Origin of the sequence: Streptomyces sp. NPDC002566 (genome assembly GCF_042889585.1) — a bacterium.
In the GTDB taxonomy this organism is placed as follows: domain Bacteria; phylum Actinomycetota; class Actinomycetes; order Streptomycetales; family Streptomycetaceae; genus Streptomyces.
This window is the reverse complement of sequence record NZ_JBIARD010000001.1, coordinates 1,041,719-1,056,846: the sequence shown is the minus strand read 5'-3', so window position 1 is coordinate 1,056,846 and position 15,128 is coordinate 1,041,719. Positions and strand designations below refer to the sequence as shown.

Here is a 15,128-nt window from a genome sequence, read left to right as displayed (position 1 = left end):
CTCCGTTGGCGCGTATTGGTGGAGAATCGATCAGTTGCCGAGGTTGTACTGCAGCGTGTTCTGCCTGGTGTTCGGGATGTAGACGTTCGGGAAGAGTTCCTCGGTCGTTCCGTTCGCCCGCTCGATGTGAGCGTTCATCGTGACCCCCACCGGAATGGTGCTGTTCGCGTTCTTGTAAGCGGGTGTCACCTGGTAGAAGATCGCGTCGTTGGTTCCGAGACCGGGCTTGTTGCCCTTGATCAGATCCTCCGCCATGGTCTCGTACGTCCGCATGCTGGGTGTGCCCGTGTTCATGCCCACCTGCCAGCACGGGACGAGGTTGAACTTGGTGCGGCGCGAGGTCCCCTTTCCTCCCAGGACCCTCGCGATCAGATGACACCGAACCGGCGAGTCAGCGAACCCGTTCGCCGCCTGGAACGCCTCCGCGTCCTTGAGGCCTGTGATGTCCTTCCTGGTTCCGGTCCCCTCTTTGGTCTTCTTTCCAAGGCAGGCCTGCGCCTGGGTAGGCCGTTGTCCGGGCCCGTCCGCCGGTACGGTCTGGTTGATGAGGGGAACCGGCTCGGTGGTGTTCTTGAACCAGCCGTTGCCGTTGGGAAGCGCGCCCTGCGGCAGGGGGTCGTTCAGGCAGCTGGCTTGCGGGCCGGCGTCCGGAGTCGAGATCGTCAGCTCGAACTTGTCGGCGTCGAGCACCCGCTGGTTCTTGAAGCCGTCGGCGAGCTGCGCCTCGGCGAACTGCTTCTCTGCGGGCGTCACATGGGCCTGCACACAAGGGGAGGCGGGGTCCATGTCACGGCTGTCGTTGAAGATGTACGTGTCCCATTCCCCGTTGCCGAGGTTGGGGATCACCTCAACGCACCGGTCACCGGCGGCGCCGCCCTCCTTCGCCTCTCCGAAGGGGAAGTCGGCGCAGGTGTCGGCGTCGACGAGCTCCGTCTGCGGCGTGAAGCCGCCGCAGGTGGCGGCGGTGCGGTTGGCCACGCCGCTCGTCGACCGGGTCAGCGGCGTGCTCTTCTTGCCCCAGGCGCCGTTGAGGTTCTTCTGGGCCCAGGCGTAAGCGGCGACGACGCCGCCCGCGTCCGTGCTCGTCGCCTTCATCGGCACGACGGCCGTGACGGAGGGAACCGCACACCCCGCCCCCGAACCGCCGCCGACCGCGTCGTCGCACCTGACCTCACGCGCGTTCTTCCACGACGCGTTCGGGTCGGTCGGGGTGGCTCCCGGGGCCGTCACGTACATCTTGTAGGACGTGAAGAACGAGGCGGAGGAGCCGGTGCTCTGGGGCGATGAGAAGGTGACGTCCCCGGTCAGGGGTTTGCCCATGGTGACGGTGCTCGCCCACCAAGGCGCGTCCTTGGTCGCGGTGCAGCCGGCGTCGCAGGAAGCGCGGAACTTGGCGCTCAGGGCGGAGACGTCTTGGGATGCGCTGGTCATCGCGACGGTGACATGCTCGTTCCAGGTCGTCGCCGTCGGGGAGAGGTCGGCGCTGGTGGAGACCGTCAGGGTGCCGCGTCCGATCTCCAGACCCCTGCTGTCGCGGAGAATGTAGGTGACGTTGATGCCGGTCACGCAGTACGAGAAGCGCTCGTAGCTGTAGTTGCCGGGGTTGGTGATGCTGCAGTTCGCGGCGGCCGCGGCGGCGGCGGTGCGGCTCTTCGCCGTCACCGGGGCGGGGGTGACCGTCACACAGGACTCGACGGCGCCCGCGCGGCGCTCCTTGGAGCCCGGGGCGGTGGCGGTGCACTCTTCACCGGAGCCGGCCACGAACCTGCTGGTCTGGGTCGAACCCGTGCTGAACGCCGCGGACTTGGCGGCGGACGAAGCCCTCTTCGTCGCGGGCGGCTCGGCCGCCTGGGTCGTCGCGGCTGTCGTGACGACGAGGGTCAGGGCGGTGAGGACGGTCAGGACCGTGGAGCGGGCGCGTCTTCTCGTGGCGCGCCCGCCGGATATTCCGTGCATGGAGGCAGGGACTTTCCGTTAGTGACGGGAAGGAGGGGGCGCCGCCTGACTGCGGCGCCCCCGGGGAAGGGAGAACGGGCGGGGTCAGGCCGCCAGGCCGAAGTCGCTGAGGCCCTTCGTGATGCCGGAGACCAGGTCCTCGCCGACGTCTGTGATCTTGCTGACGACCGGCTTGACGACGCTGCCGCCGAGCGCCTTGTCCGCGGCGCCGACCCACTTGTACGCGCCGAAGGTGACCAGGCTCAGGCCGGTGCCGGCGGCGGACTCCCAGAAGGCGCCGCTGGTGAAGCCGTGCTCGATGCCCGTGAAGAGGGTGCCGAGGGCGCCCGCGCCCGCGGAGACGCCGGCGAAGAAGCCGGCGGCGGCGAGGGCCGGTGGGAAGACGGTGGCGGCGAGGGCGCAGCCGGCCGCCAGGAACCCGGCGCCGACGCTGACCACGTTGGCGGCGTCCGCGTAGAACTGGGCGTCGTTCCACCACTCGTCGGCGTCGCCGGCCGCGGTGCCGTTCGGGTTGACCTGGTTGTTCTTGTCGTTGTTGGCCGGGTCCTGCCCGGTGTCGCGGGCCCGCGCTGCCTCGAGCGCGGCCGCCTTGGCCTTCGCGATGTCCTCGGCCCGTTTCTTGTCGGCGGCGATCTTCTTGGCCTGGGCGTACGCCGCGGCGGCCGCCCTCGCGTCGGCTGAGGCGGCGAGCTCGGCGGCGCGGGCGGCGGCGGCGGAGCGCTGGGCCTGGGCGGAGGAGGCGAGGGCCGCACGCGCCGAGTCGACGGCCTTGTTGGCCGAGTAGTTGGCGGAGCGGGCGGCGCCGCGGGCGGTGGCGGCGGCCTTCTGCGCCTTGGCGGCGGAGGCCCGGGCGTCCGCGGCGGACTTGTCGGCGGCGTCGGCGTTGTCCCGCGCCTGCTTGGCGTAGTCCTCGGCCTTGGCAGCGGAGTCGAGCGCCTTCTGCGACCACTTCTTGGCCTCGTCGGCGGCCTTGCGGGCGTCGGCGGCGGCCTTCGAGGCGAGGGCCGCGTCCTCCTGAGCCTTCTGCGCGACCTTGCCGGCAGCGGCGATGGCCCCGCGGACGGCAGCGACGTGGGTGGCCGTGTCGAAGTCGAGCTGGGCCGTGCGGAACTGGATCACGCTGATGAAGTTGCGCAGCATCCACGCCGGTCCCTCGAGCGCGACCTCCGCGTAGGCCTTGGTGAAGGCGCCGGCGGTGCTGATCAGCTGAACGGCCCGGACCCGGTCGTCCTCCTGGATGGCCAGCGGATAGTCGTGGTCGAAGAAGTAGTTGAGGGATTCGGTGGTGTTCTTGTCCAGCGCCTTGTCGCCGGCCTCGATGACGGCCTTGCCCGGGGCGTCGGCCATGATCTTGTTGATGGCGACGCGCAGGTCCTCGTCCGAGGCGCGCTTCATGCCGCCGGTGAGGAAGTCGCCGACAGCCTTGGAGTCGTTGCTCGCCAGCGCGGCGGCGGCGGCCGCCGCGACGTTCGGACTGCCGACCGTCGCCACGTGGAGGGTGGTCTCCCGGTCGTCCTGGTCCTGAGCGAGGACCCGGTCGAGGTCGATCCAGGAGTAGACGTCGTAGTCGGAGCCGGCGAGGGCGTGCTGGGCGGCCTGGCGGGTGTGGGCGCCACGGGCGTCGATCAGCGCGACCGCGGCCTGCCTGCCCAAGGTCGCGGCGACCGCCATGTCGCCGGAGTAGAGCGCCGTTTCCGCCTTGGACAGGAGGTCCTTGGTCGCTTGCGTCATGCGCTCCTGCATCTGCCGCTTCTCGCGGACGTCGGCGAGTTCGGCCTTCTCTATGGCGGCGAGCTGCTGGGCCTCCTCGATGGCCTGCTGCTTGTCCTGCGCCAGGGTCTGCGCCTCGGCGGCGCGGGCGTTCTTCTCCACCTCGATGGCGTCGGTGACGGCCTGGGTGGCGACGTTGGCGGCCTTCACGGCAGCGTTGGCGTGGGCGGTCGACTTGTTGGCGTAGTCGATGGCCTGGCCGGCGTACTTCACGGCCTCCTCGGCGGCGTCCGCGGCCTTGTCGGCGTGGTCGGCGGCGGAGTTGGCGGCGTCGCGGGCGGTGCGGGCCGCCTTGGCGGAGGCGCTCGCCAGCGCCTGGGCGGCCGATGCGGCGTTGGTGGCGCGGTTGGCGGCGCTGCTGGCGATGGCTGCCTGGCGCTTGGCCTCGTTGGCCTCCGCCTGGGCGGCGCCGGCAGAGACGGCGGCCTGGGCGGCGGAGGCCGCGGCGGCGGCCGAGTTGCGGGCGGCGGAGGCGGCGGCCAGTCCTGCAGAGGCGGACGCGTCGCCGGCGAGGGCAGCCTTGGCGGCGGCCGCGGCGGCGCTGCGGGCCTTGGCGGCGGCGTTGCGGGCGGCCACCGCGGCGTTCTTGGCCTCCTTCGCCTTGCCCGCGTCCTTGGACGCGGCGATCGCGGCGTTGAAGGCGCGGGCGGCGGCGTTGCCGGCCTTGGCGGCGGCCTGGGCGGCGCCCGCGGCGGCCCATGAGGCACGGCGGGAGGCGTTCACGGCGGCGTTGGAGGCGTTGACGGCGTTGCGGGCGGCGTCAGCCGCGCCCTTCGCCGCGCTCGCCGCCTTGCGGGCCGCGGCCCCTGACTTGCGCACGTCGCTCTGGGCCGCGGCGGCTTCCGCGGCGGCCTTCTCGGCGGCCTCCTTGGCCTTGCCGGCGGCGGTCTCGGCGCGGGCCCCGGCCTCGACGGCCAGGTTGGTCTCGCGTTCGGCGCGCTTGCCCTCGCGCTCGACGACGGCCACCAGCTCCTCGATGGTCGCCGACTCCTGGTCGCGGGCGCGCGCGATGTGCTGGCCGGTCTCCATGAACCATTCGGCGTCGCTCGCGGTGCCGCTGAGCGCACGGTCCGCGTACTTGCGCACCTCCGGGCCGCCGCTCACCATCATGGCGCTGATCTGGACCCGGGTGTCCTCCAGCCGCGCGTCGTACTGCTTGTCGGTGAGGAAGCCGACGAGGGCCTGCTCGGTGCCGGCGTCGAGGGCGGCGCTGGCCTCGCGCACCACGGCCTTGCCGCCGGTGGACGAGACGATGCTGGTGGCGACCTTGAGGTCCTCCCGAATGGCGGGGGCGAAGCCTCCCGAGAGGAAGGCGGCTATCGCCGCGTCACCGTTGTCCAGGGCGGCGACGGCCTCGCGGCGCAGGCCCTTGCCCGCGCGGTCCAGGCTGCGGACGATCGCGACCCGGTTGTCCTGGACGGTCTGCTGGGGCAGCGTCACGGCGAGGAAGTTCTGTATCTCGGCGTCGGTGCCGTAGAGGGCCGTGGCGGCGGCGGCCTTGACGCCCGTGCCGCCGGTCAGCCATGCGCGGACCGCCTTGGCGCGATCGGTGTCCGGCAGCGGCACCGGGCCGGTGCCTGCCGTCTCGGCAGCCGCGGCGGCGGCCGGCCGCAGAACCGCGGGGGTGGAGGCGACGGCGGTCGCGGCCGCGATCGCGCCGAGAACGCGGCGTCTGCTCCATAAAGCTGTCTGCATTCGGGACTTGCCCTTCTCTGAGTAACGCGGCGAGCTGTCGGATTAGGCGTCGTGACGGACGACGGATCCATGGATCGATGGCCGCCACAAGTTGTGGACAGTATCAACTCCATGGGTCTTTTGCGGGAGTTGGGTCCATCGAGGCTCGAACAGCCCATATGAGCATGGGAATTCGACGAATCGGCACATACTTCGCGAAGTCGTGGCACCGACCCGGGAAGCCCCTGGAGGAGTGACGCAGGTCACGGAGAAATTGCTTTCTATATCCAGATATGGGCAGTTCAGGGAGCTGGACGTGGATGCGTCGCCGTGTTCAGATGCCAGGGTCGATGACGATCACCGGGGTTCACAGTGCGTCACGGACGCGGCGCACTTGGTGCACGGGGGGCTTCACAATGCCGCATGCACGGCTTCCCCTGTTCGCGACCGGCTCTTCACGGCCGGCGGTCCTCAACTCCGGCCGGTGGACAGGAAATTAGGGATACGATGAAGGAAAACAACACCATTGTCGGAAAGCCGCGAAGAATGCGGCTCGCGATACAGGCACTCGGCGCGGCAGTCGGCGGTGCTTTAGCCTGGATCGCAGTGACCAACGGTGGACACGGCCCGGACGCAGGAACCGCGCAGGCCGCCGACGCCGCCGTGCTGGTGGCAGGCGCCACCCCCGGCTATGCCGTGGAAGACTTCAACTATCCCCAGGCCGACAAGATCCTGGCGGAGCAGAAGATCACCCTGAAGCGGGGCGACGGCCACATCACGCTCGCCAACTGCGTTCCCAACACCGGGCAGTTGCGGCTCCTGGTTCGCAACAGGGCCGACGAGGTCTGCTTCAACACCACCGGCAACCAGGGCTGGCTGACCCTGGATCTCCCCGGCGTCTACTCGATCAGGGGCAACGACTACTCCACCACCGTCGACATGACCGTCGGCACCGAGGAGAAGTCCTACGAGATCACCAAGAACACGTTCACGCCGGTGGGCGAGAGCACGGACCCCGAGTCCCGCGCGCACACGCTGGTCGAGATCCGGACGGCCAAGTAGCCGCCTTCCGTCCCGCGACCGACCTGCTCAGCACCGCACATCGTTCCTGATCAGTGAGCAGGTACAGACATCAGGCAGTCGGCGGGGCCCCTCGGCAGCCGGGAGCACGCCTCCCGGTCACGGTTCCTCCCCGCCAATCGGCCTGATCAGCCTTGTGATTGAGGTCACCACTTCTATGCACCCCACCAGACGCCCTCACATGGCCGCGCTCGGCACCGTCCTGGCCACCGCGTCGCTCGCGTTATCCGCGGTTCCCGCGGCCGCCGTCACCGGGGGAACCCCGGTCGCCGACGCGGACACCACCTTCGCCTACACCGCACAGATCATCGTCGGCGACCACGACCGCGGCTGTTCCGCGGCCCTCGTGGACATGGAATGGCTCCTCACCGCGGCCAGCTGCTTCGCAGCCGACCCGGCCGCCTCGCTCGCGATCCCTGCCGGCGCCCCGGCGAAGGCGACCACCGCCGTCATCGGACGCGCCGACCTCTCCGGCACCCAGGGCGCCCAGCGCCGTATCGTCGAACTCGTACCGCGCGCGGACCGCGATGTGGTCCTGGCCCGCCTGAACCGGCCGGTCACCAATGTCGCGCCCATCGCCCTCGCGACCACCGCGCCCACGGCCGGCCAGGAGCTGCGGTTCGCCGGATACGGCCGCACGAAGACCGAGTGGGCGCCGCTGAAGCTGCACACCGGCACCTACACCCTCGACTCCGCCGCCGCCACCTCGGCGCAGGTGACCGGCAAGGACGGCGCCGCCGCGTGCATGGGCGACTCGGGCGGCCCGGTGATCGGCGACGGCAAGCTCGTGGGCCTCAGCTCCCAGTCCGCCCAGGGCGGTTGCCACGGCATCGACGCCACGCAGACCAGTACCGCGGGCGTCATCGCACGCGTCGACGACCTCACCTCCTGGGTGAACTCCAAGGTCGGCGCCACCCGCATCACCGACTTCAACGGCGACGGCGTCGAGGACATCGCGATCGCCGACCCGGCAGGTACCGTCGCGGGCAATACCAACGCCGGTCTGGTGCGCGTCTCCTACGGCGGAGGCAAGGGCACCGCGGAGATCAGCCAGGAGCTCGCCTGGGTCGTCGGCGACCCCGAGCAGGGCGACTCGTTCGGCGACGCGATGGACACCGTCGACTACAACGAGGACGGCTACACCGACCTCGTCGTCAGCACCACCCTGGAGGACGTCGGCTCCGTCGCGGACGCGGGCTTCGTCGATGTGCTGTACGGCGCTCCCGGCGGCCTGGGCACCGGCGCGGTGAAGGACACCCACTTCGAGCAGGGCGCGGGCACCGGCGCGATCAAGGCCTCGGTCAACGGGGCGGGCGACCGGATGGGCGACGCCCTCGCCGCCGGCACCACCGCCGCCGGCGAGCCGTACATCGTGATCGGTGTGCCCGGCGAGACGGTCGGCACCGTGGCGAAGGCAGGGTCGGCCTTCTACCTGCGCGGCACCACCAACGCCCTGATCCACCAGGACAGGACCGACGTGCCCGGTGGCGCCGAGGCCAACGACGGCTTCGGCACCTCGGTCGCGGCCGACGCCAACCACATCGCCATCGGCGCGCCCAACGAGAACATCGGGGGTGACAACTCCGCCGGCAACCTGGCCGTCTTCAGCCACGCGCTGCACGCCGAGGGCTACCCCAAGCCGCTGTTCGGCCTGGACCAGGACCTCGCGAGCGTCTCCGGTGACGCCGACGCGAACGACGACTTCGGCTGGTCGCTCAGCCTGACCGAGTACCGGCCCTCGGGGGCCGCCGCGGCCACCGACTCGATCCTGGCGATCGGTTCGCCCGGCGAGACAGTGGTCCTGGGCACCGACAAGAAGGCCGACGCCGGCCGGGTCGTCGTCGGCCGGGTCACCGCCGCGGGCACCTGGTCCGAGTTGCGGGATCTCAAGCAGGGCACCGCCGAGGACGACGTCTCCGGCACGTCCGAGGCCGGCGACCGGATGGGCGAGACCCTGACCGCCGTCAACACCGCACCGCGCGCAGTCGGCACCACCGCGACCATGCGTCTCGCCGTCGGCACCCCTGGTGAGGCCCTCGGCACCACCGCCAACGCCGGCGCCGTCCACACGTTCTCGCTCGTCGCGGCGGCCGGCGCCAACGACCGCTGGCTCGAGGCCGGCGACGGTGACGGCATCCCCGGCCCGCCCGGTGCCAACCAGTACGTGGGCCGCAGCATCCACTACACGGGCACCAAGCTCTACATCGGCATGCCCTACGGCCCCGGACTCGGCGCTCTGCTCGCCCTGCCGATGTCCAACACCGTCAACGGCGGCACCGTCGCCGCGGTGACCACCTACAAGCCGGGCACCGGCGGCTTCCCCGCCGTGGGCACCCGGTTCGGCGCCCAAGCCCGCTGAGTCGGTCCGTAACCGGCAGCGAACTCAGACCGGTTGACGACGGAGAGCCCCCGAAAGCCTCACGGCCTTCGGGGGCTCTCCGACTGTGACGCATCAGCGCATGCCCTGCGCGTCGAGCAGGACGGACACGGTGGGAGCGACGAGCCCTGCCGGCGTGTCGGCCTTGATGCCCGCGCGGGCGCTGGCGCCGTCGAAGACCAGCGTCAGCTGCCGGGCCAGCAGGTCGGGGTCACCGGCACCGCCCTGTTCGGCTTCGGAACGGAAGAAGGCGGTCAGGTCCGCCTTGACCCGGTGGGCCACCCGGCTGGCGGGGTGGCTCGGATCCTTGAGCTCGATCTGCACGGCGAGGTACCGGCACCCCAGGAAGTCGGGCGCGCCCGCCTGTGCCGCCAACTGCTCGAAGACGTACATGATCCGCTCGCGGGGCGCACGGCCGTCGTCCGGCGCGGGCAGGAGCGTCGCCGCGTAGGCGGCGGCCCGTTCGTCCAGACTCGCCGCCAGCAGTTCGTCCTTGCTCTCGAACAGCTGGTACATGGAGCGTTTGGACACCCCCGCCGCCTTGCACAGCGCGTCGACGCCGATACCGACACCGTCTCGATAGGCGAGCGCGGCCGCCGCCTCCAGCAGCCGCTCCCGGGGACTTGACTTCGCGCCGGTCGTCATAGGGGGAGGTTAACTCGATTCCGCCCGATCGGAAACCGATCGGTTTCGGTAGTGCCGGCTGCCCTTGTATCGGGAAACCGATCGGTTTACCGTAGAGGGAAACCGATCGGTTTCCAGACATGTGGAGGCAGTCATGACCGCTCTGAAGGGCGCGAACGTCTTCGTCACCGGCGGCAGCCGGGGCATCGGCAAGGCACTGGTGGAGGAGCTGTACGCGCGCGGTGCCGGCAAGGTCTACGCCACCGCCCGCGACCCGCGCGGCGTGACGCACCCCGACGCCGTCCCGGTGGCGCTGGAGGTGACGGACCCCGCCTCCGTGGCGGCGGCCGCCGCGCAGGCGCAGGACGTCACCGTGCTGATCAACAACGCCGGCGCCTCGGTCGGCGCGTCCTTCCTCGACTCCCCGGTCGACGACGTGCGCAGGGAGTTCGAGACCAACTTCTACGGCCCGCTGCTGCTGACCCGGGCTTTCGTGCCGGTGATCGAGCGCAACGGCGGCGGCCACCTCCTCAACGTGCACTCCGTGCTCTCCTGGATCGCCCTCGGCGGCTCCTACAGCGCCTCCAAGGCCGCCCTGTGGTCGCAGACCAACTCCCTGCGCCTGGAACTGCGGCCGCGCGGGATCTCCGTCACCGGACTGCACGTCGGCTATGTGGACACCGACCTGACGGCCGGCGTCGACGCGCCCAAGTCCGACCCCCGTGACGTCGCCGCGCTCGCCCTCGACGGCGTCGAGACGGGGGCGTACGAGGTGCTCGCCGACGACATCTCACGCCAGGTCAAGGCCGGCCTCGCCGGCGACCTCGCCGCCCTGTACGCCGAGCTGGCCGAGTAGGTCGGTCACAGGGCAGGGAGCCGCCGGGACGACCGTCCATGAGCCGCGTCCCACGATGCACGTCCACCTCCCGCGGCGTGCCGACACGGCCGTGTCCCTCACGGAGTCCCGGAAAGGATCTCGACGTATCCGTCGGTTCCGTGGACGCGGATGCGCTGGCCGTCCCTGATGCGCCGGGTGGCCCCGTCCACGCCGACGACGGCCGGCAGGCCGTACTCGCGGGCGATCACCGCGCCGTGGGTCATCAGGCCGCCCACCTCCGTCACCAGGCCGGCGATGCCGACGAACAGCGGCGACCAGCTGGGGTCCGTGAAAGGCGTGACCAGGATGTCGCCCGCTTCGAGGTAGGCGTCCGCCATGTCGAGGACGACGCGGGCCCTTCCCTCGACGGTCCCGGCGGAGACCGCGACGCCGGTCAAGGCGCCCGCCGGGACGTCGTCGCGCCGGTACGACCCGGTGACGGCCTCGCCGTCCGAGGTGAGGACCCGGGGCGGAGTGAGGGCGTGGTACGAGCGGAACGCGTCCTTGCGCTGCCGGATGAGCCGGCCGTCCACCTCGTGCGTGCGGACGACGTCGTGGAGTTCCTGGAACGTCAGGTAGAAGACGTCCTCCTTCTCGGGCAGCACTCCGGCCCGCACGAGGCGCTCGGCCTCCGCCAGGATGGCCTGCTTGTAGACGAAGTAGCGGCTGATGACGCCGTACTTCGGGTACTCCCGGTACCCGATGAAGGTCCGGACCCGGTCGATCATCCGCTTGGTCTCGTCGGCTTTGCGGTCCCCGTCCGGGAGGGCCCGCAGGCGGGCCAGCACGTCCTGTTCCTTCCGCAGCGCCTTCAACCGCCCTTGCTCGAAGCGACGTTGGGCGGCTCCAGGCTCGAAGTTCCTGACGTTGTCGAGGAGTACGGGCACGAGCGTGGTGGGGCGCTCGCTCCAGCGCGGCCTCGTGATGTCGATCTCGCCGACGCAGCGCATGCCGTACCGGTCGAGGTAGGACTCGACGGCCCGGCGCGCCTCGGCGCCGCCCGCGACCTTCGCCAGCTCGTCCAGGAAGGCGTCGTCCTCGACGTCCTCGACGTCGTGCAGGAACGCCACCACCTCCGGATGCGGGCGGATCACGTCCGCGACGTCGAGCAGCGCCAGTCCCATCTCGGACGTGATGTTGCCGGGGGCGGACAACGTGAGCGTGTCGGCCGCGTTCTTCTCCCCCAGCCATTCCCGCAGCTTGTCGTTGAGCCACCAGGTGGCTTCCATCCCCGCCATGATCGCCTGCATGCTCAGTGGATCGCTGAGGACTCGTTTGTGCTCCTCGAAGGCGTCCAGCAGGAAGTCGAACAGCGCAGGGCCGGTCTTCGTCCGGATGTCGCGTTCGAGGGTGGCGAGGAACTCCTCGCTGCGCTCGACCAGTTCGGTGACGATGGCCGGATCGGTCCCGATCGGGGCGGGCGCGGCGCCGGCCGGCGGCTCGGCGGGGGCCGCGTCCGGGAGCGAGGGGACGAAGTCGTCGTGGTCGAGGACGGTCTCCAGGGCGTCCCTGGTCAGCGGGTCGCCCCGCCCGATGACGTCCAGGAGGCCGGCACGGCTCGCGGGCGAGGCGAGACGCGGGGTGACGTCGACGAACAGCCTCCCGCCGGCCACGTGCATCGGCGCCATGGCCGTCAGCTGCCACACGGACAGCCCCAGGGGCTTCATGGGGTCGGTCATCATCTGCCCGTGTCCGACGGAGACGTAGACGTGGTTGTCCTGGTCGTCGGTCTCGGGGACGGGGAACAGTGTCGTGACGGGCCGGCTCTGGACGATGTGGAAGCCGTCCTCGGCCAGGCACCATTCGATGTCCTGCGGGCGGCCGAAGTGCGCTTCGATCCGCCGTCCGAGCTCCACGAGCCGCACGACCTGCTCGTCCGTCAGCGCCGGCTGCTCCCGGCGTCCGGAGTCGGTCTCCACTTCCCGCGTGCCGCCGCCGGGCAGGGCAAGTACGGCACGCTGTTTGGCGGCGATCGTCCTGGCGACGATCTCGCCGTGCCGCACCTTGAAGACGTCGGGGTTCACCAGGCCGGAGACCAGGGCCTCGCCGAGGCCGAAGCCGGCGTCGACGGTGGCGACCTTCCGGTTGCCCGTGACGGGGTCCGCGGTGAACAGGATGCCGGCCGCTTGCGGGAAGACCATCCGCTGCACGACCACGGCCATGTGGACCGTGCGGTGGTCGATACCGTGCCGCCCGCGGTAGGTCACGGCCCGCTCGGTGAACAGCGAGGCCCAGCACCGGCTGACGCTCCGGAGGATCGCCGCCGGCCCCACGACGTTCAGGTACGTGTCCTGCTGGCCGGCGAAGGAGGCCGTCGGCAGGTCCTCCGCCGTCGCGCTGGACCGGACGGCGCAGGCGGCCTGTTCACCGAGTCCTGCGTGCGCGCGGGTGATCGCCGCCGCGAGGTCGGCGGGGACGGCGACCTCTTCGATGGCCCGGCGGATCCGCGCGCTGAGCGTGCGGATCGCCTCGCCGTCGTCCGGGCCCAGGTCTGACAACCGGTCGAGCAGAGCGTCGATCGACGGTGCTTGCGCCATGATCCGCCGGAAGGCGTCCGTCGTCACACAGAAGCCCGCCGGTACGGAGATGCCCTCGATCCGCGACAGCTCGCCCAGGTGCGCGCCCTTGCCGCCGACGACGGCGACCTGGGATGCGTCGACCTCCCGGATGTCCGACACGTACCGCTCGTTCACCGCGACACCTCCGAGGTTGCCGTGCTCCGTCGTCCTGCGCTGACTGCTTGAATCGCCGACACCTCACGCACGTCGTCCCCGTTTTCGCAGGTTGTGGCTCCGGCCGGGAATTCTGCGCCACCACGGGGGCCTTGCCGCAAGCCCCCGGGTGCGCTATAAGTTAGGAGAGGCAAGGAGAGGACTCCTTGCCCTTTTTGTTTTTTCCTCCCCTTCTGCCTTCGCCTTTGCCGAGCCGCACCGATGCTGAGCCGGCCGGCGTCGGTCGCCTCAACGACCGTGCGGTCCGCGGAAGTCGCCGACCGACAAAGCATGAGACAGCACATGTGAGGCAGTTTCCCGAATTTCCGCCGAAATCGGTGCCGTGCGCCAGACTCGTAGGGCCGGGGCGCCGCCGGAAGCGCCCCGCCCACTCTCCGGCGAGGAGCGCCCATGGAACCACGCGGCTACCGCATGGTGGTCTCGACCGAACTCAACTACGTCACCGCCTGCGGTACGGCGGAGCGACGGCTGATCGAATGGATCCGGGACAAGGGCTACGACCCGTCCGGGCTGGACGAGGGGCGCACCGAGATCGCCCCGCACGCCACCCTGGACCGTGACTTCGAGTCAGGACTCAAGGGCGCCTACAGCAGGTGGCGTATGCGCGAAACGCACTCGCCGGCCTCGGGTACCTGGCAGTCGACGCTCATCGTGCGTTCGGGGCTCGAGGAGGACGAGGGCCGTACATGGGTCCAGGTCGACATAGAGCACCAGCCGGCGCTCGCCGGAGAGGTCCCCACCCGCGCCAACACCCCGAACATCGTGCGTTCGCTCCTCGACTCGCTGGAGGCGCGTGACGCGCAGGCCGATGTCGCGGCCTCGCCCGTCTTCATCGAGGCCGAGGACGTCGACGACTCCATCGAGGAGTTGTGCGACAGCAACCGGCGTCTGCCGGTCGTCATCGCCACGGTGCCGTACGGGAAGGATCCCGACGACTGGTCGCGGTCGGTCGTCGAGCCGCTCTTCCGCTGTCTGCACGGACTGGCCGTGCTGTACGTGCTCACGCCGGAGGCGCAGGCCAAGTTCAACGCCGCGTTGGAGTACCACCCCGTGTTCGGCGGTGGCGTCCGCACCTACCTGCCGGGGCTAGACCCGGCATGGAAACCCGACGCGCAACGGCACCCCGTGATGTCGCGCCGGACCATAGAGGCAGACCTCCGCCGCGCCGCGTCCATCCTCGCCGCGCTGCCCCAACGGCTGTCCTCCCGGCAGCCGTTACCCCCCGCGCTGCTCGGCATCCCGCGCCAGCGGACCCGCCCCAGGACGACCGCGGACGGCACGGACATCGCCCAGCTCCGTTCCGACAACGCGGCGCTCACGGCCTTGCTGGACGAGGCGGAGCGTGCGGAAGGCATCCGGGTCAGCGAGATCAACGACCTGTACGCGGAGCTCGCGAAGGCGGACGAGGCCGAGAGCGAACTGCGCGGCGAGAACGAGGAACTGTACGACAAGGTCCAGGAGTCCCAGCGGCTCATACTGCACCTGCGTGAACAGCTGCGGGAGGCAGGGCAGTTCGCCGTGGCCCACACCAGCGCCGTCGCCGCGGACATCACCTACCCCAATACCTTCTCCGAGTTGCTGGACCGGCTCAAGGAACTGCCCGGCGTCTCGTTCACCGGGCAACGCAAGATCACCAGGGGGCTCGACAGCCAGTCGGTGGACAACTGGCTGCGGGTCGCATGGGACGGGCTGCTGGCCCTGGACCACTTCGCCGCGGCCTCAGCCGGCGACAGGAAGTGCGGCGACTTCCTCAGTTGGTGCAAGTCCGACGCCTCCAGCGCCTTCCCCTTCCCGACGGCCAAAGTGGCCATGCGGGAGTCGGACACCGTCGCCCGCAAACCGAAACTGCGCGCTGAGCGCATGCTCCCGGTTCCGAAGGCGGTGGACCCCGAGGGCCGGGTCTTCATGCAGGCGCACCTGGAGATCGGCGGGGGCAACACGATCGCCCCGCGCCTGCACTTCTACGACGACTGCCCGCGCTCGGGCAAGGTCTACGTCGGCTACCTCGGCCCGCACCTGCGCAACACCCTCACCTGAC

At 70.6% G+C, this 15,128-nt stretch carries 8 protein-coding genes; 4 read left to right on the top strand and 4 right to left on the bottom strand.

Annotation, left to right across the window (positions count from 1 at the left end; genetic code table 11):
* Nucleotides 1–30 precede the first annotated feature (30 nt).
* Nucleotides 31–1,956, bottom strand: a complete 1,926-nt coding sequence (locus ACFYXA_RS04505; RefSeq protein WP_352252670.1) for a DNA/RNA non-specific endonuclease — start codon at nucleotides 1,954–1,956, stop codon at nucleotides 31–33.
* 84 nt (nucleotides 1,957–2,040) lie between these two features.
* Entirely contained in the window at nucleotides 2,041–5,421 is a 3,381-nt protein-coding gene (locus tag ACFYXA_RS04500; protein WP_389028086.1) for an ALF repeat-containing protein, read from the bottom strand.
* Nucleotides 5,422–6,006: 585 nt separating this feature from the next.
* Here ACFYXA_RS04500 and ACFYXA_RS04495 point away from each other — a divergent pair.
* Nucleotides 6,007–6,462, top strand: coding sequence for a hypothetical protein (locus ACFYXA_RS04495; protein ID WP_352253242.1), 456 nt, complete (start codon nucleotides 6,007–6,009; stop codon nucleotides 6,460–6,462).
* Nucleotides 6,463–6,661: 199 nt separating this feature from the next.
* Nucleotides 6,662–8,839, top strand: coding sequence for a trypsin-like serine protease (locus ACFYXA_RS04490; RefSeq protein ID WP_352253240.1), 2,178 nt, complete (start codon nucleotides 6,662–6,664; stop codon nucleotides 8,837–8,839).
* A gap of 93 nt (nucleotides 8,840–8,932) precedes the next feature.
* Here the strand turns inward: ACFYXA_RS04490 and ACFYXA_RS04485 are convergent, their stop codons facing one another.
* Entirely contained in the window at nucleotides 8,933–9,502 is a 570-nt protein-coding gene (locus tag ACFYXA_RS04485) for a TetR/AcrR family transcriptional regulator (RefSeq protein ID WP_352253238.1), read from the bottom strand.
* A gap of 133 nt (nucleotides 9,503–9,635) precedes the next feature.
* Here ACFYXA_RS04485 and ACFYXA_RS04480 point away from each other — a divergent pair, with 133 nt between their 5' ends.
* Nucleotides 9,636–10,337, top strand: coding sequence for an SDR family oxidoreductase (locus ACFYXA_RS04480; protein WP_352253236.1), 702 nt, complete (start codon nucleotides 9,636–9,638; stop codon nucleotides 10,335–10,337).
* 98 nt (nucleotides 10,338–10,435) lie between these two features.
* Here ACFYXA_RS04480 and rph read toward each other — a convergent pair whose 3' ends face one another.
* Complete coding sequence (rph, locus tag ACFYXA_RS04475) at nucleotides 10,436–13,051, bottom strand: rifamycin-inactivating phosphotransferase (RefSeq protein ID WP_389028083.1); 2,616 nt, start codon at nucleotides 13,049–13,051, stop codon at nucleotides 10,436–10,438.
* 429 nt (nucleotides 13,052–13,480) lie between these two features.
* Between rph and ACFYXA_RS04470 the strand changes: the two genes are divergently transcribed.
* Nucleotides 13,481–15,127, top strand: a complete 1,647-nt coding sequence (locus tag ACFYXA_RS04470) for a hypothetical protein (RefSeq protein ID WP_389028081.1) — start codon at nucleotides 13,481–13,483, stop codon at nucleotides 15,125–15,127.
* The last annotated feature ends 1 nt before the right edge of the window (nucleotide 15,128 follow it).